Source organism: Acidovorax sp., assembly GCF_016783915.1.
Classification (GTDB): Bacteria; Pseudomonadota; Gammaproteobacteria; order Burkholderiales; family Burkholderiaceae_C; genus Acidovorax.
On record NZ_JADHVT010000019.1, the window covers coordinates 26,040 to 51,439 of the forward strand.

Annotated in this window: 23 protein-coding genes; 9 read left to right on the forward strand and 14 right to left on the reverse strand. The window is 62.9% G+C overall.

The features are described 5' to 3' along the window. Window positions 1–621 (reverse strand): PilN domain-containing protein, encoded by a 621-nt coding sequence (locus ISS20_RS06210; RefSeq protein WP_291434776.1) that lies wholly within the window; start codon window positions 619–621, stop codon window positions 1–3. Continuing rightward, entirely contained in the window at window positions 618–1,697 is a 1,080-nt protein-coding gene (locus ISS20_RS06215; protein WP_056640973.1) for a pilus assembly protein PilM, read from the reverse strand. Before ISS20_RS06215 ends, ISS20_RS06210 begins: the two co-directional genes overlap by 4 nt. A 266-nt stretch (window positions 1,698–1,963) precedes the next feature. On the opposite strand from ISS20_RS06215, the gene ISS20_RS06220 reads away from it, so the two are divergent. Further along, window positions 1,964–4,357, forward strand: coding sequence for a penicillin-binding protein 1A (locus ISS20_RS06220; RefSeq protein WP_291434781.1), 2,394 nt, complete (start codon window positions 1,964–1,966; stop codon window positions 4,355–4,357). 53 nt (window positions 4,358–4,410) lie between these two features. Here the strand turns inward: ISS20_RS06220 and cyaY are convergent, their stop codons facing one another. Continuing rightward, on the reverse strand, window positions 4,411–4,740 hold the full coding sequence (gene cyaY, locus ISS20_RS06225) for an iron donor protein CyaY (protein ID WP_291434783.1): 330 nt from the start codon (window positions 4,738–4,740) through the stop codon (window positions 4,411–4,413). Window positions 4,741–4,752: 12 nt separating this feature from the next. Between cyaY and ISS20_RS06230 the strand changes: the two genes are divergently transcribed. Together ISS20_RS06230 and ISS20_RS06235 are read left to right on the forward strand one after the other, a co-directional pair. Continuing rightward, window positions 4,753–4,959: a lipoprotein gene (locus ISS20_RS06230; RefSeq protein ID WP_291434785.1), complete on the forward strand. Its 207-nt coding sequence runs from the start codon at window positions 4,753–4,755 to the stop codon at window positions 4,957–4,959. Window positions 4,960–5,074: 115 nt separating this feature from the next. Next, window positions 5,075–5,902 carry an MBL fold metallo-hydrolase gene (locus ISS20_RS06235; protein ID WP_291434787.1) on the forward strand — a complete coding sequence of 276 codons (828 nt, stop codon included), beginning with the start codon at window positions 5,075–5,077 and terminating at the stop codon, window positions 5,900–5,902. Between the two features lie 73 nt (window positions 5,903–5,975). On the opposite strand, the gene ISS20_RS06240 is transcribed toward ISS20_RS06235, so the two are convergent. From ISS20_RS06240 to ISS20_RS06260, 5 genes are all read right to left on the reverse strand, one after another. Beyond that, on the reverse strand, window positions 5,976–6,626 hold the full coding sequence (locus ISS20_RS06240; protein ID WP_291434789.1) for a protein-methionine-sulfoxide reductase heme-binding subunit MsrQ: 651 nt from the start codon (window positions 6,624–6,626) through the stop codon (window positions 5,976–5,978). A 61-nt stretch (window positions 6,627–6,687) separates the two neighbouring features. After that, window positions 6,688–7,692 (reverse strand): protein-methionine-sulfoxide reductase catalytic subunit MsrP, encoded by a 1,005-nt coding sequence (gene msrP / locus ISS20_RS06245; protein WP_291434791.1) that lies wholly within the window; start codon window positions 7,690–7,692, stop codon window positions 6,688–6,690. Between the two features lie 186 nt (window positions 7,693–7,878). Further along, entirely contained in the window at window positions 7,879–9,228 is a 1,350-nt protein-coding gene (gene ccsB, locus ISS20_RS06250; protein ID WP_291434793.1) for a c-type cytochrome biogenesis protein CcsB, read from the reverse strand. After that, on the reverse strand, window positions 9,225–11,378 hold the full coding sequence (locus ISS20_RS06255; RefSeq protein WP_291434795.1) for a cytochrome c biogenesis protein ResB: 2,154 nt from the start codon (window positions 11,376–11,378) through the stop codon (window positions 9,225–9,227). Before ISS20_RS06255 ends, ccsB begins: the two co-directional genes overlap by 4 nt. Window positions 11,379–11,516: 138 nt before the next feature. Continuing rightward, complete coding sequence (locus ISS20_RS06260) at window positions 11,517–12,146, reverse strand: c-type cytochrome (protein WP_015012649.1); 630 nt, start codon at window positions 12,144–12,146, stop codon at window positions 11,517–11,519. 72 nt (window positions 12,147–12,218) lie between these two features. Between ISS20_RS06260 and yihA the strand changes: the two genes are divergently transcribed. Then, entirely contained in the window at window positions 12,219–12,974 is a 756-nt protein-coding gene (gene yihA, locus ISS20_RS06265) for a ribosome biogenesis GTP-binding protein YihA/YsxC (RefSeq protein ID WP_056747236.1), read from the forward strand. A 50-nt stretch (window positions 12,975–13,024) separates the two neighbouring features. Continuing rightward, on the forward strand, window positions 13,025–13,933 hold the full coding sequence (locus ISS20_RS06270) for an alpha/beta hydrolase (RefSeq protein ID WP_291434802.1): 909 nt from the start codon (window positions 13,025–13,027) through the stop codon (window positions 13,931–13,933). A 48-nt stretch (window positions 13,934–13,981) separates the two neighbouring features. On the opposite strand, the gene ISS20_RS06275 is transcribed toward ISS20_RS06270, so the two are convergent. Further along, complete coding sequence (locus ISS20_RS06275; RefSeq protein ID WP_291434804.1) at window positions 13,982–14,863, reverse strand: lipid A biosynthesis acyltransferase; 882 nt, start codon at window positions 14,861–14,863, stop codon at window positions 13,982–13,984. Next, a complete protein-coding gene (locus ISS20_RS06280) occupies window positions 14,860–15,723 on the reverse strand; it encodes a lysophospholipid acyltransferase family protein (RefSeq protein ID WP_291434806.1) in 864 nt (287 codons plus the stop codon). Before ISS20_RS06280 ends, ISS20_RS06275 begins: the two co-directional genes overlap by 4 nt. 132 nt (window positions 15,724–15,855) lie before the next feature. Between ISS20_RS06280 and metK the strand changes: the two genes are divergently transcribed. From metK to ISS20_RS06295, 3 genes are all read left to right on the forward strand, one after another. Further along, window positions 15,856–17,037 (forward strand): methionine adenosyltransferase, encoded by a 1,182-nt coding sequence (metK, locus tag ISS20_RS06285; RefSeq protein WP_291434808.1) that lies wholly within the window; start codon window positions 15,856–15,858, stop codon window positions 17,035–17,037. A 384-nt stretch (window positions 17,038–17,421) separates the two neighbouring features. Next, window positions 17,422–17,607, forward strand: a complete 186-nt coding sequence (locus ISS20_RS06290) for a DUF1328 family protein (protein WP_056060124.1) — start codon at window positions 17,422–17,424, stop codon at window positions 17,605–17,607. Window positions 17,608–17,648: 41 nt separating this feature from the next. Next, window positions 17,649–18,107 carry a hemerythrin domain-containing protein gene (locus ISS20_RS06295; protein WP_291434809.1) on the forward strand — a complete coding sequence of 153 codons (459 nt, stop codon included), beginning with the start codon at window positions 17,649–17,651 and terminating at the stop codon, window positions 18,105–18,107. Window positions 18,108–18,141: 34 nt separating this feature from the next. Here the strand turns inward: ISS20_RS06295 and ISS20_RS06300 are convergent, their stop codons facing one another. Further along, complete coding sequence (locus tag ISS20_RS06300; protein ID WP_291434811.1) at window positions 18,142–19,383, reverse strand: diguanylate cyclase; 1,242 nt, start codon at window positions 19,381–19,383, stop codon at window positions 18,142–18,144. A 558-nt stretch (window positions 19,384–19,941) separates the two neighbouring features. Here ISS20_RS06300 and ISS20_RS06305 point away from each other — a divergent pair. Further along, window positions 19,942–20,979, forward strand: a complete 1,038-nt coding sequence (locus tag ISS20_RS06305; RefSeq protein WP_291434826.1) for a bifunctional nicotinamide-nucleotide adenylyltransferase/Nudix hydroxylase — start codon at window positions 19,942–19,944, stop codon at window positions 20,977–20,979. Window positions 20,980–21,058: 79 nt separating this feature from the next. On the opposite strand, the gene ISS20_RS06310 is transcribed toward ISS20_RS06305, so the two are convergent. The 3 genes from ISS20_RS06310 to ISS20_RS06320 all read right to left on the reverse strand — a co-directional run bounded on the left by ISS20_RS06310 (window position 21,059) and on the right by ISS20_RS06320 (window position 25,330). Beyond that, entirely contained in the window at window positions 21,059–22,315 is a 1,257-nt protein-coding gene (locus ISS20_RS06310) for a Zn-dependent hydrolase (protein WP_291434813.1), read from the reverse strand. Window positions 22,316–22,341: 26 nt separating this feature from the next. Then, window positions 22,342–23,793, reverse strand: coding sequence for a dihydropyrimidinase (gene hydA, locus ISS20_RS06315; protein WP_291434815.1), 1,452 nt, complete (start codon window positions 23,791–23,793; stop codon window positions 22,342–22,344). 79 nt (window positions 23,794–23,872) lie between these two features. Then, window positions 23,873–25,330: an NCS1 family nucleobase:cation symporter-1 gene (locus ISS20_RS06320; RefSeq protein WP_291434817.1), complete on the reverse strand. Its 1,458-nt coding sequence runs from the start codon at window positions 25,328–25,330 to the stop codon at window positions 23,873–23,875. Between the last annotated feature and the right edge of the window lie 70 nt (window positions 25,331–25,400).

Below are 25,400 nucleotides of genomic sequence, written 5' to 3' on the forward strand. Positions count from 1 at the left end.
TCACTTACCCCCAGGCGAGGAGGCCGCACCACTGGCAGCCGCTATAGTTTTTTGCGCATCACTGGCACGCACCAATTGAAATTTCAAATTAAAGGATGAGACCCGACGTTGGTCCCTCTGACTCAGTGCGACAGTACTGGCAGTTATCTCCGCAAGCTCCGGTTTAGCCAACCACGGAGTATTACTCGCCAAGTTGCGCAGCAGTTCAGAAACACGCTCATTGGACTGAGCCATTCCCTGCATATTGATTGATTGTCCAGATTGCCTGATCGCCGTGACATACACACCATCGGGCAGTTGCTTGACCAGCTCAGTAAGCAAGTGAACGGGCAAATTTCTATCGGACTGAAGATCTTCCACGGCCTTCTGGCGCGCACGCAGTGAGGCGATCTCATCTTCAATGGAGGCAATTTCTTTGATCTGCCCTTCCAATACCTTGATTTCCTGTTGAAGAAAGGCGTTCTTGTTCTGCTGATCCGTGATCATGATCTGAAACCACCAGTAGATGGCTCCGGCAATAGCAAGCCCCAACAGAAACGATGCAAACATCGTCGCCTGAAAGGCCTCCTTGCGGCGCTTACGGGCCTCCTCGCGGTGAGGCAAAAGATTGATAAGAATCACTGCAGGAACCTCCGCATAGCAAGACCGCAAGAGGTCAGGTACGACGGTGCTTCACGCACCATTTTTTTCAGTCGCACGGAACTTCCGATTTCCATGCCATCAAATGGGTTGACGGCGCTGCATGCAAAACCTGTTTGTTGGGTGACTGCTTCCGTCAGCCCGGGCAGCGGAGCAGACCCCCCGGCCAACATGATGTGGTCTACACGATTGTGCGGCGTGCTGGTGAAGAAGAACTGCAAGGCCCGGCCAATTTCCTGGGCCATGCTGTCAACAAAAGGACGAAGGACCGCTGATTGATAGTCTTCTGGCAAATCACCGCTACGCTTTTTGCTCTCGGCTTCCTCTACCGAAAAGCCGTACTGGCGAACAATCAGTTGGGTCAGTTGTGCGCCGCCAAAGGCTTGGTCGCGGTCATACAGAACTTCTTCGTTCCGGATCACCTGCATGCTGGTCGTCAAGGCGCCCACTTCAAAGAGCGCCACCATGGCGTCCACGCCCTTATTTGGCAACGCTTCAATCAAGCGCCCTGCAGCCAAGCGCGATGCATGCGATTCAATATCGACCACAACAGGCTTCAGCCCAGCAGCTTCCGCCAAGCCTTGCCTGTCTTGAACTTTTTCGCGCCGGGATGCAGCAATCAGCACATCGACATCCCCTGGCGCATTCTTGCTGGGACCAATGACGCAAAAGTCCAAGCTGACTTCATCAAGTGAAAATGGGATGTATTGATTGGCTTCGGATTCGACCTGAACCTCCAGCTCCTGCTCCGTCATGCCACCAGGCAGCGTAATCTTTTTAGTGATTACTGCGGACGGAGGCAGGGCGAGGGCCACGTTTTTGGTTCTGGTGCCACTTTTCTTGACCAGTCGACGCAATGCGTCCGCGACCTCGTCAAATTTTTCGATGTTGCCATCGGTGATCCAGCCTCGCTCCAGCGGCTCGATCGCACAACGCTCAAGGACCAGACTACCTGCCTTATCGCGCCCCAACTCCACCAGCTTGACGCTGGAGGAGCTGATGTCGATTCCCAGCAGCGGAGCAGACTGGCGACTGAACAAAGACCCCATTGAGATCAAGATTGGTCCCCTGTAACTTGCCAAAATGAGGCAACAAAACTTAACACTTCACATGAATGCTATCAGTAAGATAGTTCTCCAGCAAAGATTTTTCCCCCTGTAACGCCCATAGAGCGTTGCCAAAAGCAGACGAAATTTCTGGGTGCGGCAATACCACTTGGCCAGTACAGGAAGCCTTTCGGCGGCGTCCTGCCAAGCGTGAAATCGGATTTCGCCCCGCTGTAGCAGACATTTTTATAATGGGCGGTCTTACCCATCGGAGCGATATGCCGCCCTCTCCCTCGAAGTCCTCCGACAAATCGGATACCTCTCCTGCCCGCACTCGGCCCGGTTGGCTTCGCTGGTTGGTTCGCATCGCGCTCTGGATCACCGGGCTGGCGGCTGCTGCGGCGATGGGCTTGGCGCTCACGATCGCAGTGGCATTGTCAGTGGCCTACCCCAACCTGCCAGATATTTCAGACTTGGCGGACTACCGTCCCAAGTTGCCGCTGCGCGTGTACTCCGCTGAGGGTGCTTTGCTGGGCGAGTTTGGTGAGGAGCGCCGCAACCTCACTCCCATCGACGAGATTCCGCAAGTCATGAAAGACGCAGTGCTGGCGATCGAAGACTCTCGCTTCTTTCAGCACGGTGGCGTGGACTACAAAGGTGTGCTGCGTGCGGGCCTTGCCAATTTGGGGCGGGTGAAAAGCCAAGGCGCCTCAACGATCACCATGCAAGTAGCACGTAATGTTTATCTTTCATCTGAGAAAACATTTACTCGCAAAATTTACGAAATCTTACTGACTTTTAAATTGGAGCACCTGCTGAGCAAGGATCAGATTCTTGAGATTTACATGAATCAGATTTTCCTTGGCAATCGTGCGTATGGTTTTGCGGCTGCCTCCGAGGCTTATTTTGGCAAACCGCTTAAATCCGTTTCCATCGCTGAAGCTGCAATGCTTGCGGGTTTGCCCAAGGCACCATCTGCCTACAACCCCATCAGCAATCCCAAACGTGCCCGCGCTCGCCAGCAGTACATCATCGAGCGGATGGAGGAAAACGGCTTCATCACTGCGCAACAAGCAGAGCAAGCCAAGAAGGAAGAGTTGAAAATCCGTACGGGACCCGACAACACACGCATCCACGCGGAGTACGTTGCCGAAATGACCCGCCAGCTCATCTTCGCGCAATACGGCAATGAGGCCTACACGCGCGGCCTTAACGTTTACACCACCCTCAATGCGGCAGAGCAAGAGGCCGCCTATGTTGCGCTGCGGCGCGGGATCATGGATTACGAGCGGCGCCAGCAGTACCGGGGACCGGAGAAGTTCGTGGCGTTGCCTACAGCAGCCCAGGAAGTGGAGGACGCCATTGACGACGCGCTTGCCAACCACCCCGACAACGGTGACGTGCTCTCCGCTGTGGTGCTGGAGGCATCCGCCAAACGCATCCTGGCCGCTCGTGCCAATGGCGACTCGCTGGAGATCACCGGCGATGGACTCAAACCTGCGCAGTCGGGGCTCAGCGACAAGGCGCCGCCCAATATCAAGATCCGGCGCGGTGCCGTCATCCGCGTGGTCAAGACGCCCAAGGGCTCCTGGGAGATTACACAACTGCCCGAGGTAGAAGGCGCCTTTGTCGCGCTCGACCCCCGCAATGGCTCCATCCGTGCATTGGTGGGTGGATTCGACTTTGACAAGAACAAGTTCAACCACGCAGCGCAGGCATGGCGCCAGCCTGGTTCGAGCTTCAAGCCGTTCATCTACTCAGCAGCGCTAGAAAAAGGCTTCACGCCTGCCACCGTGATCAATGACGCTCCGCTGTTCTTCGACGCGGGTGTCACTGGTGGTCAGCCGTGGGAGCCCAAGAACTACGACGGCAAGTACGACGGCCCCATGACTATGCGCACAGGCTTGGCGAAGTCCAAAAATATGATTTCTATCCGGATCCTGCAGGCCGTGGGCCCCAAAACCGCGCAGGAATGGGTGGGGCGATTTGGATTCGACCCTGAAAAGCACCCGGCCTACCTGACCATGGCGCTGGGTGCGGGCTCGGTCACGCCCCTGCAAATGGCATCCGCATATTCCGTGTTTGCCAACGGGGGCTACCGCGTCAATCCTTGGCTGATCGCGAAGGTGACCGACCATAAGGGCCGGGTCATTTCAGAGATCACGCCACCCGCGCTCAACGAGCAGCCCCGGGCCATCGACGCGCGCAACGCCTTTGTGATGAGCAGCCTGTTGCAGGAGGTGACCCGCACCGGCACTGCAGCAAGGGCCCAGTCCACCCTCAAGCGCCCCGATCTTTATGGCAAAACCGGCACCACCAACGATTCGGTGGACGCGTGGTTCGCGGGGTTCCAGCCCACCATCGCGGCTGTCACCTGGATCGGGTACGACACGCCGCGCAATCTGGGCAGTCGGGAAACCGGCGGGGGCCTCAGCCTGCCGGTGTGGATCAGCTTCATGGAGCGCGCACTCAAGGGCGTGCCAGTGATGGAGCCCACCGTGCCACCCGGCGTAGTGAATGTGGGTGGCGAGTGGTTCTATGAAGAATACGCGCGCAACGCGGGCGTCTCAAGCGTGGGTGTAGATGATCGTTCTGCCTCCTCCGCAGTAACGCCCCAAGCACCGCCGCCTTCTGAAGAACGCAGCCGCATCCTCGATTTGTTCCGGAACTGAGCCCTTCGTACTCCGCAGCGCCGCCCTCTTGAGCTGGGCGAGCGCGGAGTAAGTTAAGGGGCAAACTGCAGCGGCATCCCGGACTGTTGCGACGCATCGCGCGTGAGGCACGCAAAAAATTCGCCAGCGCCCTTGGTGTCCTGCCAGTGGCTGCCATCAAAACGATAGTGATAGCCGCCAGACCGGGCGGCCATCCACACCTCGTGCAGCGGCTTTTGCAGGTTGATCACGATCTGGCTGCGGTTGGGAAAAGTCAAAGTCACCATGCCCCCCGAGCGCTGGCTGTCCACATCGGCATCCGAAGTGTCGTTGATGCGATCACAGCTGCGTTCGACGGCAAGCAGCAGTTGTTCGGCGTGGTCCATGAATTCGAGGTCGGTCATTACAATTTGCGCATGTTGAAAGCTCCCCAAATTCTAGTCAGGACGCTTGTCCTTGCTGCCAGTGCGGCGGCCCTCTTCGGCTGCGGTCAGCGGGGGCCGTTGTATCTGCCTACCGGCCCTGCGGCAAGCCAGCGCGCCACGCTGCCGCAAACACTGACCCCGGGCAAAGACGCCAGCAGTGCGCCCACACCCGCCGCCACCGCTTCCCAGCCACGCTGACGCATCAAGCCGCCTGCGCAAGATGGCCAGGCAATGCGATGTCGCTTGATTTCCATCAAGCACAATCCATAGGGGTACTCGTACAGTCTGCGCTTTATTGCACCGCAGGATGGCCATGGCCCTGGAACTCTACCGCGACAAAAATCATGCTTGCCTGATGTTCACCGACCTCATCGAGGAGGATGGACAGGCCGTGCAGGCCAATCAGTTCCTGATCGTGGACGATGACACCGGCGCCATCATCGACCCGGGCGGCAACCTCGCGTTCAACGAACTGTTCATGGGGATGACCAAACATTTCCCGCCGCACAAGCTGTCGTACCTGATCGCTTCGCATGCGGACCCGGACATCATTGCCTCGCTGGACCGCTGGATGACCAGCACCAAGGCCAACCTGGTGATATCGCGTGTGTGGGAGAGGTTTGCGCCGCACTTCACCAAGGTGGGCAAGACAGAAAACCGGGTGATCGGCGTGCCGGACGGTGGCGGCCACCTGCCCCTGGGGCGCCATGAACTGGTGCTGCTGCCCGCGCACTTCATGCACTCCGAAGGCAACTTCCACTTCTACGACCCGGTCAGCCGCATCCTGTTCACGGGCGACCTGGGGGTGTCCATGATGTCGGGGGCCGAAGCCCGCGTGCCGGTGACCGACCTCAAGGCGCACATCCCGCGCATGGAAGGTTTCCACCGCCGCTACATGGTGTCCAACAAGATACTGCGCCTGTGGGCACGCATGGCCCGGCAACTCGACATTGCCATGCTGGTGCCGCAGCACGGTGCCCCCATCATGGGCAAGGAAGCCATCAACGACTTCTTTGACTGGATCGAGAACCTGATGTGTGGCATTGACCTGTTCGATGACCGCGCGTACCAGATTCCTACCGCGTACATCGACCCTGTGACCCGACAGATGCGTCCCGCGCTGCGGGCAGTCAACGGCTAAAAATCAAAAGAAATCGGCTGCTAGCGCAACAAAAACATGCGCTAGCAGCTATTATTTTTATAGCAAAGCCCCATCAGGGTGAACCCACCGCTGACCGCCCCGCGGCAGCACCCGCCGATGCGGCGGCGCGCTTATGAAGTCGGTGCCAGAGCCGCCAACCCAGTAGCACGCCGAGGATACTGGCGTAGACCGCCACTTCACCAAAGTTGTTCTTGCCAGCACGCATCCAGAAAAAGTGCAGAACGGCCAACCCGGCCACCGCATAGACGGCGCGGTGCAACGCCTGCCAGCGTTTGCCGCCCAGGGCCTTGATGGCGCGGTTGAACGACGTGGCGGCCAGCAAGGCCAGCAGCACCAGGGCCAATGAGCCCACCAGAATGAATGGCCGCTTGGCAATGTCGCGCAGGATGTCCGGGATATCGAAACCCATGTCGAACCAGCTGTAACTCAGCAGGTGCAGCACGCCATAGAAAAACACGAACAACCCCAACATGCGCCGATAGCGCGCCAGTTGCGGGGTGGAGGTAATGACCCGCAGCGGAGTGATGGCCAGCACCACACACAGCGCCCGCAGCGTCCAGTCACCGGTTGCCCGGATCAATGCCTCCGCAGGGTTGGCACCCAGCTGGTTCGCCACCGCCGCATAGACCAGCCATGCCAACGGCAACAGGCACAACACAAACACCACCGGCTTGGCGACGGGGTGGAGCAATAGTTTTCGCATCGCGATTCAAGAACCACCTTGGTCTCGCAGGCCGCCCAAGGTGGCAGCGAGACCCGGGCGATCAGTAGAACTTCTTGAGGTCCATGCCCGCGTAGAGCTGGCCGACCTGGGCTTCGTAGCCGTTGAACATCAGCGTCTTGCGCTTCTTGGCAAACAAGCCATCCTCGCCGATGCGCCGCTCGGTCGCCTGGCTCCAGCGGGGGTGATCCACATTGGGGTTCACGTTCGAATAAAACCCGTACTCCTGCTGGGCCGCCTTGTTCCACGCCGTGCCTGGTTCCTTTTCGACAAAGCGGATCTTCACAATGCTCTTGGCGCTCTTGAAGCCGTACTTCCATGGCACCACCAGACGCACCGGCGCGCCGTTCTGGTTGGGCAGCACTTCGCCGTACATGCCAAAAGCCAGCAAGGTCAGCGGGTGCATGGCTTCGTCCATGCGCAGGCCTTCCACGTAAGGCCAGTCCAGCACGCGCGAGCCGACAAAAGGCATGGTCGCCTTGTCGGCCAGCGTGACGAACTCGACGTACTTTGCACTGCCTTGTGGCTCTACACGCTTGATCAGTTCTGCCAACGAATATCCCACCCAGGGGATGACCATGGACCAGCCTTCCACGCAACGCAAGCGGTAGATGCGTTCTTCCTGCGCGCTGAGCTTGATCAAGTCTTCGATGCCGTATTTGCCGGGCTTCTTGACCAATCCTTCGACCTCCACCGTCCACGGTGTGGTCTTGAGGGTATGCGCATTGCGAGCAGGGTCAGCCTTGTCGGTGCCAAACTCGTAGAAGTTGTTGTAGGTGCTGGCGTCTTTGTAGTCGGTGAGCTTCTCCATAGACACAGCCCCCGCCACTGCCGACTTGGCACCCGCCAGTGGAGCCAGCTTGCCAGGGCGCGCGACGGCAGCCTGCTGCGCCAGCGCCTCGCGGCCCGCCCAGGCCGCGATCGCGGCACCTGCGGCACCGCCCGCCATAAGCTTGAGCATCTGGCGACGGTCTTCATAGACCGAGCGGGGAGTGATTTCGGAGGAGTGCGGGTGGTTAAAACCCGAATCGCGCGGGGGGATCAGCATGGAGGGCTCCGGTCATGGTGGGATCAAAACAGCTGCAGCGATAGAGCAGAACAACTGTTAATTCGTTCCCTAGACCGCTCAGGTTACACCGAAGACGCAATAGTTGCTGTGCGCCTGTCGATGCCCGACACGCCCTCAGAGCCTGTTGATGATCTCGCAAGGAGTCGCCAAGCTGGCCTTATGTCATCACAGCGTGCCGTAGCTGTGCAAGCCGCTCAGGAACATGTTGACGCCCAGGAACGCGAATGTGGTCACCGCCAGACCGACCAAGGCCCACCAGGCAGAGACTGTACCGCGCAGGCCCTTCATGAGACGCATGTGCAACCAGGCCGCGTAGTTGAGCCAGACGATCAACGCCCAAGTCTCCTTCGGGTCCCAGCTCCAGTAGCCACCCCAGGCCTCGGCCGCCCACAGCGCACCCAGCACCGTGGCGATGGTGAAGAACGCAAAGCCCACCGCGATGGACTTGTACATCACGTCATCCAGAATCTCGAACGACGGCAGGCGTGCCGCGATGCGCTTGCGCCCCAGCAGGATGCCTGCCACGATCAACGCCGAAATACCGAAGTACACCATCCAGTAGCTGCCGCCGTTCTCCGTCGCGCCTTGGCGGAACACGATGGGTTCAAAACACAGCACCACGCCCAGCAGCCACAGCGGCGCCAGCTTGTACCAGCGGGTCTCGGTGGCCTGCTGCTTGATCAGGTAGGCAAATGCCACCATGGCAGACAGGGCAAACGTGCCATAGCCGATGAAGTTGGCAGGCACATGCAGCTTCATCCACCAGCTCTTGAGCGCAGGGACCAGCGGCTGGATCTCATGCGCCTCGCGCACCACGGTGTACCAGAGCAAAAAGCCCACGGCGGCACTGACCACCAGCATCACAAAACCACCCAGCGCGCGCGTGTCGTACTGCTGCTCGTAGTACAGATAGAACGCGGCCGTCATCCAGCAAAACAGAACGAACACCTCGTACAGGTTGCTGACCGGGATGTGGCCAATGTCCGGGCCAATGAGATAGCTTTCGTACCAGCGCACCAGAGTGCCGATGAGCGCCATGGCCACCGCCACCCACGCAATGCGCGAGCCCAGCATGCTCATGGTCTTGCCTTCGCCACGCGAGAACATGCCCACCCAGTAAAACGCCGTGCTGATGAAGAACAGCATGCTCATCCACAGGATGGCGGACTGGCTCGACAGGAAATACTTGAGGCCGAACACCGTGTCTGCCCGCGCCAGGCTGCCTGCCCCGTCCTGCTGGTACAGGCCGATGGCCAACAGCGCCACCGCAGCCACGATCAGCATCAGCGCACGCAAGGGGCGCCAGAACCAGCACAACCAGATCGTGCACGGAATGGCACCCAGCAAAATGCCTTTTTCATAGACATCCATGAAGGCGCCGTAGCGCTGCAGCGCATACAACGCCCCCACGGCCACGATGGCGGCAAACAGCCAGTCAAACCAGTTGCGGCGAGAGAAGAACCCCTCGTTCAGGGTGATGGTGGTAACGGTCGAGGAAGAAGTCGCGGTGTTCATGCGGTGCCTTCGCGGGGCGATGCCCCGATCAGTTTTTGTGCGAGCTGGACAAATTCCTGGTCGCCGTCCATGGTCTTGCGGTTGGTGGACAGGGCCATGGTGGCGTGGGTGCGGCCGTCCTGCGGCGCCACCCAGACCCACAGGCGCCGCTCGCGCACGTAGAGCATGGCAAAAACGCCCAGAATCAGCAAGGCGCAGCCCAGATAGACAACATTCTTGCCAGGGGCTCGCGCCACCTGGAACACGCTGGCCTGCACCTGCGTGAAGTCCTTGAGCTCAAACGCCATGGGCGCAGGGTAAATCTGTGCGTCGCTGAGCGAGAGCACTGCCTGTGTCATGAAGCCCCGGGTCTGCTCGTCCTGCGGCAACGGCGGCAGGCCCTCCCGTTGGCGCGACAGCTGGGCCAGTTCGAACAGCGTGCCGTTCAGAATGCGCACCAGCACCTCGCCTGCGCGCGCGCGCTCGGCCTCTGGCACGTTGGCCTCCATGAAGTCCGACACGGCCTGCAGCCCGCCCGTGGGCTTGCCATCGACCATGCCCCGCCCAGCGAACAGCGCCAGTGCACGCACGGCCGACTGCTGCAGTTGCTCGGCCAGCTCAGGGCGCGAGGCATCCATGGCCTGGGACACATAGCGGCGCACCGCCTGCTCCCGGGCCTGGGGGTCCGCCAGCGCAGCCTTCATACGCATGAAACCATCCATGCTGCCCTTGTCGTCGGCTGGAACTCGCAGGTAACGGAAGGGCTCTGCCGGAGACTCACGCACACCCAGCAGGAACACCGGCACGCCGTCGCCTGTGTCCACTGGCAGCATGTAGTTGTGGAACTCGCGGGCCTGGCCGGCCGCATCACGCAGCTTGTAGCTGACGCTCGGGCCCACGTTGCGCAGTTCTTTTTTGGTGACGGTCTTGTTGGCTGCGCCCAGGCGCGATTCCACCGACTCGCGCAGGTCCACCTTGCGCACGTCTGCACCGCTGCCGCCAGGGCCGGCACCGCCAAAGTTCTCGACGTTGATGGTGCGCAGCGCCGTGAACTCCAGCGTCAGCGTTTCACTGCCGGCCCCCCCGCCCTGGTTGGTGAGCTGGGTGGAGTTGCCCACCACGCCCTCGACGTCAAAAGGCCTGGCGCCCGCCACCATGGGCACCGCGCGCAGCTTGAGGTGCGAGCCGCCGTCGTCAAAACTCGACTGGTAGATCTCGATCCCCTTGTAGCTGGCGGGGTGGTTCACCTCAACGCGGGCGGGTATCTTCTCGCCCGTGGCCTTGTCATGGATGATGATTTCGCTAGCGAACAGCTTGGGCATGCCCGTGGAGTAGTGCTCCACGATGAACTTCTTGAGTTCGATCGCAAACGGCAGATCCTGCAGCAGCACCCCGTCGGACTGGCTCAGGATGGCCGTGCTCGACTGTGTGCCTTCGGCCACCAGCAGGTTGCCCCGGAAGGTGGGGTTGCGCTCGGACAGACGGTGCTCGGGCTTCACGTCGGCGATCAACCCGCCACCGGTATAGACCGACTTGCCGCCCAGCAACATCTGCGCGCGCACGATGAGGTCACCGTCCAGCAACCCGCCCACGCACACCAGCACGATGGCGCTGTGCGCGGCGATGTAACCGATCTTGTTGGCGGCACCCGCCTTGGCCGCCACCATCCAGCCCGTGCCAGGGCCTGCGGTCGTATCGCGCTGCTGCAGGCGCACTTTCCAGCCGCCACCGGCCAGCAGCGTGCCAATGCGGCGCGCTTCGGCCTCGGCCGGTTCCGGCAGATCGGCCTGCGCTTTATGGTGAAACGCCTTGAGGCTTTGCTCGCGGATGTTTTCCTTGTAGGTCTTGAGGTCCACTAGGATCTTGGGTGTGTTGCGGGCAATGCACAGCGAAGTGCTGGTCACCAGGAACGCCAGGATCAGCAGGAACCACCAGGCGCTGTACACCGCGTTGAGCTGGATGGCACCGAACAACTCGGCCCAGAACGGCCCGAACTGGTTGACATAGTTGGCCGCCGGTTCGTGCTGCTTGAGCACCGTGCCGATCACCGAGGCGATACAGATCACCGTCAGCAGCGAGATGGCGAACCGCATCGAAGACAGCAACTCGACCCCGGCGCGCAGGGCCTGGGAGCCGGAATTCATGCTAAGGCCCTGGGTGTTGTCGGACATGGATGGGAGCGGTGTCTGCGAAGCGCGAAAGAAAAAGGGCGGGACCATCGCTGCGATGGACCCGCCCTTTTTGGGGTTGTTATTGGCGGTAGGTTCCGTGCGGCCCGGTCAAACAGGCCTGGCTCTGACAAAAATCAATCAACGCAGGCCGGCGATGTAATCCGCCACGGCCTTGATTTCCTTGTCGTTGAGCTTGGCCGCCACCTGGGTCATCTGGATGCTGTTGGCACGCGAGCCGTCGCGGAACATGTTCAGCTGCGACACCGTGTAATCAGCGTGTTGGCCCGAAAGGCGGGGGTATTGCGCAGGGATGCCAGCGCCATTGGGGCTGTGGCAGCCAGCGCAAGCGGCGATCTGGCGGTCGGCAATGCCGCCGCGGTAGATGCGTTCGCCCATGGCCACCAGGTCCTTGTCCTTGGCAAAGCCAGCCTTGGCGGGCTTGGACGTGAGCCAGTAGGCGATGTTGCGCATGTCGTCATCCGACAGGGCCGTGGCAAAGCCCTTCATGATGGCGTTGTTGCGCTTGCCGGACTTGAATTCCTGCAGCTGCTTGACCAGGTATTCGGGGTGTTGCTGCGACAGCTTGGGGTTGGCCGCGATGGCCGAGTTGCCGTCTGCGCCGTGGCAGGCCGCACACACCGCAGTGAAGCTGGCCTCGCCCTTGACGAGATCCGGCTTGGCCGCTTTGGGTGCGTCACCCGCTGCAAAGGCCGAGAAAACAGGTGCTGCCAGTGCGGCAGCCGTCAGCAATGAGGCGAGCAACTTCATATCGAGGGTGTGTGTTTATGTGCGCAAAACCTCGCGATTCTACAATGATGGTTCTTTCTCTCCCAACTCCCCATGACGACACCCCCCTCTGCGCCAGTTGCTGGCTCTCTCCCGCCCGCACCCGACGCCAAAATCGCCATGGGCTGGATGCACACCGCCAGGTTCCTCACCACGGCGGCGCAGCTGCACCACCTGCCGCCCATCGACGTACCCGAAATCGCTTTCGTGGGCCGTTCCAACGCGGGCAAGTCCACCTGCATCAACACCCTCACCCAGCAAAAACAACTGGCGTTTGCCTCCAAGAAGCCAGGGCGCACCCAGCACATCAACCTGTTCTCGCTGGGCAAACAAGGGGTGATGGACGCCGTGCTGGCCGACTTGCCCGGCTACGGCTACGCCGCCGTGTCGCGATCGGACAAGGTGCGCTGGCAGCAGGTGATGGTGAATTACCTGGTCAGCCGCCCCGGCCTCACGGGCATCGTGCTGCTGTGCGACCCCCGCCTGGGCCTGACCGAGCTGGATGAGGCGCTGCTCGAAGTGGTGCGCCCCCGGGTCGAGGAGGGTCTCAAGTTCCTCATCGTGCTGACCAAGGCCGACAAGCTCACGCGCGCTGAACAGGCCAAGGTGCTGTCGATTACGCGACTGCACGCGGGCGGCGGCGAGGTGAAGATGTTCTCGGCCCTCAAAAAGCAAGGGGTGGATGAAGTGGCCCAGCTGCTGTGGCAGTGGGCGCACCCGGTGAAGCCCCTCGCCGAAGAGCCCCCTGCGGCTGCGGACAGCAGCAGCCCCGCCCAGCCATCGCCCACCAGCGAATCCGAGCCCAACTAGCCGCTAGCGCAATCGATTCATGCGCTGGCAGCTACAGAATGCATAGCACCATGATCCAAGATTGCCCTGTTGACCTCCCCCACGGAATCACCCTGCACTGCCGCGTGAGCGGCATCCCCGGACGCCCGGTGCTGCTGTTCCTGCACGGGTTCCCCGAGGGGGCCTTCATCTGGGATGAACTGCTGCTGCACTTTGCCCGCCCCGAAAACGGCGGCTACCGCTGCGTGGCGCCCTACCTGCGCGGGTTTGGCCCGTCCAGCAGCCCGCAGGCGGTGGACGCGTACCGCGCCAAGCACCTGGTGCAGGACCTGGTGGCACTGATCGCCCACGAATGCCCCGGCAGCGCGCTGGAATGCCTGATTGCGCATGACTGGGGCGGCGCCGTGGCGTGGAACCTGGCCAACCAGCAGCCCCAGCTGATGAAGCGCCTGGCCATCATCAACTCGCCCCACCCTGGCGCCTTTGTGCGCGAGCTGTCGCACAACGCCGCCCAGCAGGCGGGCAGCCAGTACATGCATTTCTTGTGCAGACCCGATGCCGAGGCCCTGCTCGCCGAAGACGACTTCCGCCGCCTGTTCGCCTTTTTCAACGCCCCGGACGGCAGCGCCCCCGCATGGCTGACCGACGAGGTGCGCGCCCAGTACCGGGCCCTGTGGCAGCAGGGCCTGCAGGGTGCCTGCAACTACTACCGCGCCAGCCCCATCCGCCCGCCGCGTGAGGGCGACCCCGGCGCCCAGGCCATCACCCTGCCCGAGTCGATGTTGACGGTGGGCGTGCCCACGCTGGTGCTCTGGGGCATGGACGACCCGGCCCTGCTGCCTGGCCTGCTCGACGGCCTGCCCGGCTGGATTCCCCGGCTGCAGGTGCAGCAGGTGGAGCAGGCATCGCACTGGATCGTGCACGAGCACCCAGAGCGCGTAGCCGTGGAACTGCAGCGTTTTTTGCTATCTAAACAATAGCTATCAGCGCATGATGCACTGGCGCTTCAGGCCATTTTTGCTGATATTTCAGCGGGAATACACGGAGGGCTCGCCCTCCGGGCGGGTCTTGAAGCGCTTGTGTACCCAGTAGTACTGCTCGGGCATCGTGTCGATCACGGCCTGCAGTTCGCGGTTCATGCGGGCCGTGTCGGCCTCGGCATCTTCGGTGGGGTAGTTGGCCCAGGCGGGCGAAACCTCGGCCACGTACCCGGTGGGCGTCATGCGCGAATACACGCCCACCACCTTGGCGCGACCCAGCCGAGCAAACCGCGACAGCGACGGAATGGTGGCCGCCGTCACGCCGTAGAACGGCACAAACACCGAATCGTTGCGGCCATAGTCCATGTCAGGCAGCAGGTACAGCAAGCCACCCTTGCGCAGGTTGGCGATGATGGGTTTGACGCCGTCCGAACGGTTGAGCATGCGCACATCGCCAAAACGCTGGCGCCCCGCCATGAACCAGGCATCCACCGCCGGATCAGGGTGGGTGGCAAAGATGGAGGTGAACGCACGGCTGCTGCGCAGCGGCAAGGCCAGCCCCCCCGCGTCCATGCCGTAGAAATGCGGCGCAAACAATATGGTGGGCGTGTCGCCGTCGAGCTCGTGCACCGCACCGGTCAGGCGCACACGCTGCTCCACCACCGAACGCGGCGCAGCCCACAGCCAGCTGCGGTCCAGCCAGGTCTGGCAAAACGCGACAAAACTGGCCCGCGCCACCGCGCGGCGGCGCGCTTCGGTCCAGTCAGGGAAACACAGCGCCAGATTGCGCAGCGCCACCTTGCGGCGGGGCGCCACCAGCACAAACGCCACCTGCCCCAGCAGCCAGCCCATGCCGCGCAACACCGGCAGCGGCAGCAGCGCCAGCACCCGCATGAAACCCACACCCAAACGCCCTGTGAGGCCCTTCATGCGGCGCCTCCGGCGGCAGGCTCTGCCGCAGCAGCCTCGCCACGCGGCTGCTTGTAGCGGCCGTAGCCCCACAGGTACTGCTCGGGGCATTGGCGGATGAGATGTTCCATGGCCTGGTTGATTTGCAGCACGGCCTGGTCCATGTCGGCGGACAGCGGCGCGGAAAGCGGCTCGAAATGCGTGACATAGCCACGCCCCCACGGCAGCCGCTCGCAGCGCGCCAGCACCACGGCTGCGCCGGTCTGTTGCGCCAGGCGCACCGCCAGGGTCATGGTGTAGGCGTCGCGCCCAAAAAAAGGCGCCCACTGGCCCTGCCCCTCGGGCGGCACCTGGTCAGGCAGCAGGCCCACGGCCTCGCCCCGGCGCAGGGCCTTGATCATCTGGCGCACGCCTGCCAGCGTGGTAGGCACGGCCAGCATGCCGGGGCGGTTGCGGGCGGTCTCCATCACCTTGGCCAGCCAGGCCTGGCGCGCGGGGCGGTACAGCACGGTGATGGGGCCACGCTCCGCGCTCCAGCGCCGCGCTGCGGCCTGGGCCGAGAGTTCAAAACACCCCTGGTGTGGGGTCAGAAACACGATGCCACGACCGGCGGCGTAGGCCTGCTCCACACAGGCCTCGCCCGTGAGTGCGCAGGGCATGGTCGCGCCCATCCACAGGCGCGGCAGCTCGGCCACCATGCGGCCCGCATGGGCCACGGCGGCACGCACATCGCCAAACGCATAGCCCGCCAACGCCGAGTTGGCGAGAAACCGGCGCCGGTAGGTAGGAGACGCCACAAACGCCACCCAGCCCATGGCCGCGCCCATGACGTGCAGCAACCACAGCGGAAATACGGAAAAGAATCGGAAGACGACTGGCATTAAAATAACGGGGTCGCTGAGTTAAATGAGCAACTTGCAGGGCGACGTTAAAAAAATCTGCTAAAGCGTTCGCCAGATCTCCTTCGGGGTGAGGGCAACGCCCCAAATGCCGGAACACAGGAGTTTATTCAAATGGCGAACGACTTTCTCTTTACCTCGGAATCCGTCTCCGAAGGCCACCCCGACAAGGTGGCCGACCAGATCTCGGACGCGATTCTCGATGCGATCTTCAAACAGGACCCCCGCTCGCGTGTCGCCGCTGAAACGCTGACCAACACCGGCCTGGTGGTGCTGGCGGGCGAGATCACCACCAATGCCCACGTGGACTACATCCAGGTGGCGCGCGACACCATCAAGCGCATCGGCTACGACAACACTGACTACGGCATCGACTACAAAGGCTGCGCCGTGCTCGTCGCCTACGACAAGCAGTCCAACGACATCGCCCAGGGCGTGGACCACGCGAGCGACGACCACCTGAACACCGGCGCTGGCGACCAGGGCCTGATGTTCGGCTATGCCTGCGACGAAACGCCCGAGCTGATGCCAGCGCCCATCTACTACGCGCACCGCCTCGTCGAGCGCCAGGCCCAGCTGCGCAAGGACGGCCGCCTGCCGTTCCTGCGCCCCGACGCCAAGTCGCAAGTGACGATGCGCTATGTGGACGGCAAGCCCCACAGCATTGATACCGTGGTGCTCTCCACCCAGCACCACCCCGACCAGAGCGAAACCCAGACCAGGATGAAGGCCTCGTTCACCGAAGCCATCATCGAAGAGATCATCAAGCCCGTGCTGCCCAAGGAATGGCTGCAGAACACGCGCTACCTGATCAACCCCACCGGCCGCTTCGTCATCGGTGGCCCCCAGGGCGACTGTGGCCTGACCGGCCGCAAGATCATCGTGGACACCTACGGCGGCGCCTGCCCCCACGGCGGCGGTGCTTTCAGCGGCAAGGACCCAACGAAGGTGGACCGTTCGGCTGCCTACGCTGCCCGCTATGTGGCCAAGAACATCGTGGCCGCGGGCCTCGCGCGCCAGTGCCAGATCCAGGTGGCCTACGCCATCGGCGTGGCTGAGCCCATGAACATCACCGTGTACACCGAAGGCACCGGAGTGGTGTCGGACGACCGCCTGGCCGCACTGGTGCGCGAGCATTTCGACCTGCGCCCCAAGGGCATCATCCAGATGCTGGACCTGCTGCGCCCGATCTACGAAAAGACGGCAGCTTACGGCCACTTCGGCCGCGAAGAACCCGAGTTCAGCTGGGAGAAGACCGACAAAGCGGCGGCACTGCGTGCTGCCGCCGGGCTGTAAAGCCCGCCGCGTGATAGCGCGGTTTTCGGTCTTCGGGCGCAGTTCATATCGCGCCAGCGATATGAACGAAGACCAAGGTACGGACAAGGCAGCAGGGCTGTAAGCCCTCCGCGCATCGCGCGGCTTTCCGTACGTGGACGAAGCTCATATTGCGCAGCACTGTGGTTGGAGACCAAAACACCGTCAGAGCCGCACCACCTCCCAAGCCGCAACGCTCCGCGTTGCGGCTTTTCTTTTTGGGGCACCCCTGGGTTCCTCAGCGGCGCTCTCCTACACCCACCGCCCGCCTGCACTGACGGCACGCCCCATGGACCGCCGGTATCGTTCCTGCACAACGTTTTGCAGCCCCGCGCTGCCTCACCACCCACCGCAAGGAGCGCCCCCATGCTGAAGTACGCCATCATTTTTGCCCTGATCTCCCTCGTGGCCGGGGCCCTGGGTTTCAGCGGTGTCGCCGCAGGCGCAGCGGGCATTGCCAAGGTGCTGTTTGTGCTGTTCCTGGTGGTTGCCGTGGTGTTCGTGGTGCTGGCGGCCATCGGGGTGGGCGCCGCGCGCAAGGTGCTCAAGTAGTCCTTCACACCTTTGTCAATTCAATGAAACACCAGCCCACCATGACCGACACCACCAACATCTTTGAAGCCCTGCGCGAGAGCCACGAACGCCAGCGTGCGCTCTACAGCGCACTGACCGACACCAGCGGGGATACGCCCGAGCGACGCGATCTGTTCGATCAACTCAAAAAGGAACTCGCCGCCCACGCCCAGGCCGAGGACCGCCACTTTTATGTACCGCTGATGGCGCACGATGCGGGCATTGACCTGTCGCGCCATGCCATTTCAGAGCACCACCAGATCGATGAGCTGGTGGAGTCATTGGAAGAGACCGAGCCGTCGAGCCCCGCCTGGTTGCCACTGGCCAAGAAGCTGGCCGAGAAGGTGGAGCACCATCTGAAGGAAGAAGAGCACCGCTTCTTCCAGATGGCCGGCAAGCTGCTGACGGAAAAGCAGAAAACCGCGCTGGCGGCGGACTACCGGGCGGACTATGAGGAAGCCAAGGCCGCCATGGCCTGAACGCGCTGGGCTCGGACCTTATACACGCCTGGGATCACACTGCCTCTTCGGCCTGCACCACACAGTTGCGACCGCTGGACTTGGCCTTGTACAGCGCCGTGTCCGCGCGCTTGATCAGGGCGTGGCTGTCTTCCTTGTGGTCCCAGGTGGCCACGCCAAAGCTGGCACTGACATGGCCCACGGCGTCAAACGGCGCACCAGCAATGCGCGCACGCACGGCTTCGGCCATGGCCATGGCAGCATCCACCGGGGTTTCCTTGAGCAGGATGATGAACTCCTCGCCCCCGAAGCGCGCGGCGCAGTCGGACGACCGGAGCAATTCGCGAACACGCAGCGCCGTGCTCTTGAGCACCACATCGCCCGAGTCATGCCCAAAGGTATCGTTGATGCGCTTGAAAAAGTCGATGTCAAACATTACCACCGACAGGCTACCCTTCTTGATGCGGGTGTCAGCCATCTCGGTCTCCAGCCTCTCAAAAAAGCGGCGGCGGTTCACCAGGTCAGTCAGGAAGTCCTTGGTGGCCAGGTCTTCCAGCTTGCGGTTGAGCCGCGCCATAGGCTCGATCACCAGCGACGACAGCGACAGATTGAGGCCCACAAACAGCAGCACAAAGCTGCCCACCAGCGCCGCCATCACCGTATTGAAGGTCTGACGCGCCTTCTCCAGCGGGAAATACATCGGCACCTTCACCACCTGGATGCCCACCGTTTCGTTCATGCCCCAGCCAAAGCCGTTCTTGTCGCCATAGACCTTGAGCATGGTGGGCGGTGCGACTGCCGGTGTGCTGTGGCAGGCCATGCACTGGGCCTGCTTGATGGTGATGGGGCGGGCCACGTACATGGCACGGTGCATGCCCTCGCCCACCTCGCCGGTCACCTCCTTCTTGGGGTCGGCCCGGCCTTCGCGGAAGTCGCCGATGATGCGTTCCTCCCACTCGTTGGCCCGGTCGCGCAGGTTGGTGGGGTTGAGCACCGCCTCCTTGTACTCATAGCCCGGAAACCGGTTCTGCAGGCGGCGCAGGGTTTCGGTGGCCGCGTAGGCAGGCACGGTCTGGGGCAGGAATTTTTCGGCCAGCGTCACGTCCAAGTGGGGCTTGACCAGCTCGGTGGTGTAGTCGCGAATGGCCATGGCCGCGTGCATCATGATCTGCGAGTTGTGCTGCACCTCCTCGATGGCCGACTGCTGCAAAAAGCGGTGCACATAGGCGCCCGCGCCCAGCACGGCCAGCAGCAGCACACCCGCCAGCACCAGATTGAATTTGAGCCGCAACGACATGGATCTCCCTCGGCGGCCCGCACACAGCGGGCCTGATATTGGAGGTGCGGACACGCCACATCGGGCGCAGTCCCCCGGTTCACACAGGTGGGCTTGCACGCCGCATCGCAGGACCACCGCGTGAAAAGGACGGGTTCGCGCTGAAGAAACACTGCGCGCAGCGTGCAAGCGGCGCATTGTCGCCACGTTTGCATAAGCCGGTCCACCCCTTTTTTGCCAGTCGGTTGTACACGCCACGGCCCCAGCCCTTCACGTGACAGGCCAGACCGCACCACCATGAGACACGCAGTGGCTACCAGGGCGGCAACAGCTCGCCCGGCCGCAATCTCCATAGCCGTCACCCAGCCGCGCCCCGGCTGGCTGTAAAATCACTACAAAAAAGATAGCTGCCAGCACATACAAATCCTGCGCATCCAGCCAAAAAGCTCGCAAAACCTGCTCGCAAGCCGCTTCAACGCCCGGATCAGACCTGGCTGAACCACGGCCATCGCAAGGACCCGGGTAACCCCAACGCCAGCGAAGTGAAGGGCCCTGATGCGCACCACCAGCCGGAGACATATGGTCGATACCGCCATTTACATCGGACGCTTTGAGCCCGTGCACAGCGGCCACATGGCACTGCTGCAACGCGCGTTGGACAGCGCCCAGCAGGTCATTGTGGTGATCGGCTCGGCGTGGCAGGCGCGCTCGCCCAAGAACCCCTTCACCTGGCAAGAGCGCGAAGCCATGCTGCGCGCGGCCCTGGCCCCTGCAGACAGTGCCCGTATGCAGGTGCTGCCCATGCGCGACTACTACAACGAAACCGTGTGGGTGCAGGCCGTGCGGCGTGGCGTGGCGCACATGACTGCGCCAGACGCACGCATCGGCCTGGTGGGCCACTTCAAGGACGCCACCAGCGGCTACCTCAGCGCCTTTCCTGGCTGGCAGCTCATCCACGTAGAACGCCAGGGCCGCATTGACGCTACCGCCATCCGCGACGCGTACTTTGGCGCCACCTCCGCCACCGCGCGTGCTGCCGTGGCGCCACTGGCCGACGAGATTCCCGAGAGCACCGTCGCCACGCTGGAGCACTTTGCGCAGACCCCGCACTACCCCGCGCTGCAGGAAGAGTGGCGCATGCTGCGCGGCTACCGCGAAGCCTGGGCAGCCGCGCCCTACCCGCCTGTGTTCGTGACGGTGGACGCCGTGCTGCGCTGCCAGGACCACGTGCTGTTGATCCGCCGCGCCCACGCGCCCGGCAAGGGCCAGCTGGCCGTGCCCGGGGGATTCATCGAGCAGCGCGAAACCGTGTGGCAGTCGTGCCTGCGCGAGCTGGTGGAAGAAACCCACTGCCGCCTGCCCGAGGCCAGAATGCGCAGCGCGCTGCAATCGGTCGCCGTGTTCGACCACCCCGACCGCAGCCAGCGCGGGCGCACCATCACCCACGCGCACTACTTTGACTTGGGGGACGCATCCTTTCCTGCGGTGTTGGCCGATGACGATGCGGCGCTGGTGCAGTGGACGCCCATCGACCAGCTGGCCGGATTGGAAGAGGAGTTCTTTGAAGACCACTTCCACATGCTGGATCACTTTCTGGGACTGACGGAGTTGCACTGACAACGCACAGCCGGATTTCAAGCAAAAACAGACTCTAGCGTTTGCGCACAAAGCGCCGAAAGCTATCATTTAAATAGCATTACATCCCAGCCCGCTCCAGCATGGCATGCAGCAGCACATTGCACCCCGCCTCGATGTGCTCGGGCTTGGCGTCCTCGATCTCGTTGTGGCTGATGCCGTCCTTGCAGGGGATGAAGATCATGCCGCTGGGGGCGAGCTTGGCCATGTAGACCGCGTCGTGCCCCGCCCCTGACACGGCAGGCATGTGGCTGTAGCCCAGCTTGGCGGCAGCGCGGCCCACGGCCTCCACACACTCGGGCTGGAAGAGTTGCGCCGGGTAGCTCGACACCATCTCGATGTGCACCTGCACGCCGTGTTCTTGGGCCACCTGATCGGCAAAGGCCTTGACCTCGGCGGCCATCGCATCCACCAGCGCATCGGTGCTGTTGCGCAGGTCGATGCTGAACTTGACGCGGCCGGGGATGACGTTGCGGCTGTTGGGGAACACCTGCACCATGCCCACGGTGCCGCGCCCGTGCGGCGGGTGACGGTGGGCGGCAGCGACTACGTCTTGCATGATGCGCGTGGCGGCCAGCATCGCGTCCTTGCGCAGGGCCATTGGGGTGGGGCCTGCGTGGGCTTCCATGCCGGTCACGGTGCAGTCGAACCAGCGAATGCCCAACACGCCGCTGACCACCCCGATGGTCTTGTTGTTGTCTTCCAGCACGGGGCCTTGCTCGATGTGGGTCTCGAAGTAGGCGCCGATAGGGTGGTCGCCGGGTTCCTGGTCGCCGATGTAGCCGATGCGCTCGAGTTCGCCCTTCACGGTTTTGCCCTCCGTGTCAGTGGCGGCGTAGGCGTGCTCCAGCGTGAAGGCCTTGGCGAACACGCCCGAGCCCATCATCACGGGCACAAAGCGGCTGCCTTCTTCATTGGTCCAGAACGCGACTTCGATGGGGGCTTCGGTTTCGATGCCGTGGTCGTTGAGCGTGCGCACCACCTCAATGCCGGCCAGCACGCCGTAGTTGCCGTCGAACTTGCCGCCCGTGGGCTGGGTGTCGATGTGGCTGCCGGTCATGATGGGTGGCAGGCTGTTGTTGCGGCCCGGGCGGCGCATGAAGCCGTTGCCGATCTTGTCGATGGTCACCGTCATGCCTGCTTCGCGCGCCCAGCGGGTGACGAGGTCACGGCCCTGCTTGTCCAGGTCGGTGAGGGTGAGGCGGCACACGCCGCCCTTGGGGGTGGCGCCGATCTGCGCCAGCTCCATGAGCGACGCCCACAGGCGGTCTCCGTTGATGCGCAGGTTCTCGATGTCAGTCTTCACTTTGGTGTCCATGGTGTTCTCCGGATGCATTGCAGCGGTCAGCGCGCAACGGCGGTAGGGGCCAGGTCCTTTGCACGCTTTTGCACGGCCTGGAAGTTGGCGCCAAACGCAGGGCGCTTGATGTAGCGGCCTGTGCCCTGCTCGGCCCGCAGGTCGCCGTTGGCAAACACCACGCGGCCCTGGCTCACAGTGTGACTGGGGATGCCGCGCACAGTGCGGCCTTCAAAGATGTTGAAGTCGCCCTTGCTAAACTGGGTTTGGGCCGAGAAGGTCTTGGTGCCTTGCGGGTCCCACAGCACCAGGTCGGCATCGGCGCCTTCGCCAATGAAGCCCTTGCGCGGGTAGATGTTGAACAGCTTCGCCGCGTTGGCCGATGTGATGGCCACGAACTCGGATGGCGTGAGGCGCCCGGTGTTCACGCCACCGTCCCACAGCGCAGCCATGCGCTCTTCCACACCGCCCGTGCCGTTGGGGATCTTGGCGAAGTTCTCTTTGCCCATGGCCTTTTGCGCAGCGCAGAAGGTGCAGTGATCCGTGGCCGTAGTGTGCAGCTGGCCCGATTGCAGGCCGCGCCACAGCGCCTCCTGGTGGCCCTTGGGGCGGAAGGGTGGGCTCATCACATAGGCGGCGGCCTTGGCAAAGTCGGGGTCGCGGTACACGCTGTCGTCCACCAGAAGGTGGCCGGCCAGCACCTCGCCGTACACACGCTGGCCGCGCGCACGGGCGCGGGCAATGGCGTCGGCAGATTCCATGCAGCTCACATGCACCACGTAGATGGGCACGCCCAGCACGTCGGCAATGGCGATGGCACGGTTGGCAGCCTCGGCCTCGACCATGGGCGGGCGCGACAGCGGGTGGCCCTCGGGACCGGTGATGCCCATCTTGGCGACCTCCTGCTGCAGCAGGTACACCAGCTCCCCGTTTTCGGCGTGCACCGTGGGCATGGCGCCCAGCTCCAGCGCGCGCTTGAAGCTGTTCACCAGGGTTTCGTCGTCGCACATGATGGCGTTCTTGTAGGCCATGAAGTGCTTGAAGCTGTTCACGCCCTCCTCCTGCACCAGCGTGCCCATGTCGGCGCGCACCTGCTCGCTCCACCAGGTGATGGCGACGTGAAACGAATAGTCGGCGGCCGACTTCTCCGCCCAGCCACGCCACTTGCGGTAGGCGTCCAGGATGGGTTCTTGCGGGTCGGGGATCACGAAGTCGATGATGCTCGTGGTGCCACCGGCCAGCGCGGCGGCCGTGCCGGTGAAGAAGTCGTCCATGGTCACGGTGCCCATGAACGGGAGCTGCATGTGCGTGTGCGGGTCGATGCCGCCGGGCAGCACGTACTGGCCGCTGGCATCCAGCGTCTGCGCGCCAGCGGGGGCCTGGGCCGCAGCGTCATCCCCCACGGCCACGATGCGGCCATCGACGCACAACACATCGGCGCGCTGTTCACGGTCGGCGTTGACCACGGTGCCACCGCGGATCACAAGGGCTTGGCTCATGGGGGTCTCCTTCAGGGATACGGATCAATTCAAAAAAGGGACCCTGCACTGGCACCAGGCCCAGGCGGGGTCCAGGGGGTCACTTCTTCTTGGCTGTCAGGTAGTAGTAGGTGCCAGCCACCGCCAGGCTGAAGAACCAGCCCGAGTCGAACAGCGTGAGCCAGACCGCAGGCATGCCCGCCTTGTCCACGACGCCCGACACCGCCAGATAGCCGGGCAGGCAGGGCAGCACGCCCAGCGCAAAGGCGATGAGTGCATGCAGGTTCCAGCCGTTGCTGTACTCGTACTCGCCGCCACGGCGGTACAGGTCGTCCACCTTCAGCTCGCTCTTGCGCACCAGGTAGTAGTCCACCAGCAGAATGCCCGCGATGGCGCCCAGCAGGGTGCCGTAGCCGCCCAGCCAGGTGAACAGGTAGCCGCCCGAGGTGGCCAGCAGCTTCCAGGGCATGAACAGCAAACCCAGCCCTGCAGCGATCAGGCCGCCCATGCGGAAGCTGATCTTGGATGGGGCGCACTGGCTGAAGTCGTACGAAGGCGACACCAGGTTGGCGGCCACGTTCGTGGTCAGGTTGGCCAGCAGGATCACCAGCAGGCCCAGACCCGCAGCCACGCTGCCCATCTGGGTGAGCAGGCCGTCGGGGAACAGCTGGGCCTTGCCATACAGGATGGCCGAGGCCGAGAAGCCGATCACGCCCACCATGGAGAACAGCGCCATGGGGATTGGCAGGCCGATGGCCTGGCCCATGACCTGGTCCTTTTGCGTCTTGGCAAAGCGCGTGAAGTCGGGAATGTTGAGCGCGAGCGTGGCCCAGAAGCCGACCAGCCCCGTCAACGCCGCCCAGGTCTTGGGGCCACCCTCGACCACTTTGGCGGGCAGGTTGAAGAGTTGCCCAGAGGGCACCTTCATCATCAGCACCACCACCAGCACGATGGACGCAATGATCATCAGCGGCGCAGCAATCACTTCGAGCTTGCGGATGGACTCAGGGCCCTTCCAGATGAAGTAGATGTGCACCGCCCAGAACGCGAGGAAACACATGAACTGCGAGGTGCTGATGGTCTGCCCATCCGCCGGCCCCGCGAGCCCCATGCCCAGGATGTTCAGGAAACCATGCAGCGCCAGCGCGCCAAAGTAGCAGTTGATGGAAAACCAGCCACACGCCACCAGGCCGCGCAGCACAGCGGGCAAGTTGGCGCCTTTCACGCCAAACGATGCGCGCGCCAGCACCGGAAACGGCACGCCGTACTTGGGCCCCACGCGCCCGATGAGCACCATGGGCACCAGCACGATGCAGTTGGCCAGGAACACCAGCCACACCGCCATCTGCCAGGTGAAGCCCTGGTCCAGCATGGAGCTGGCCATGGTGTAGGTGGGCACACACACGACCATGCCCACCCAGAGTGCGGCAAAGTCTTTCCAGGTCCAGTGTCGCTGCGCGGCGGTGGTGGGGAGCAGATCTTCATTGGCGAGCGTGTTGGATGCTCCGCCGGGCATTAGCCCCGCCAAATGGGCCGCGCTGCCGGTACTGTTGGTCATGCCTGTACTCCTGTCAAAGACGTCGTTGGGGTTGCACACAACCCGCTGTCTGGTCCAGCGCCCCAGGAGC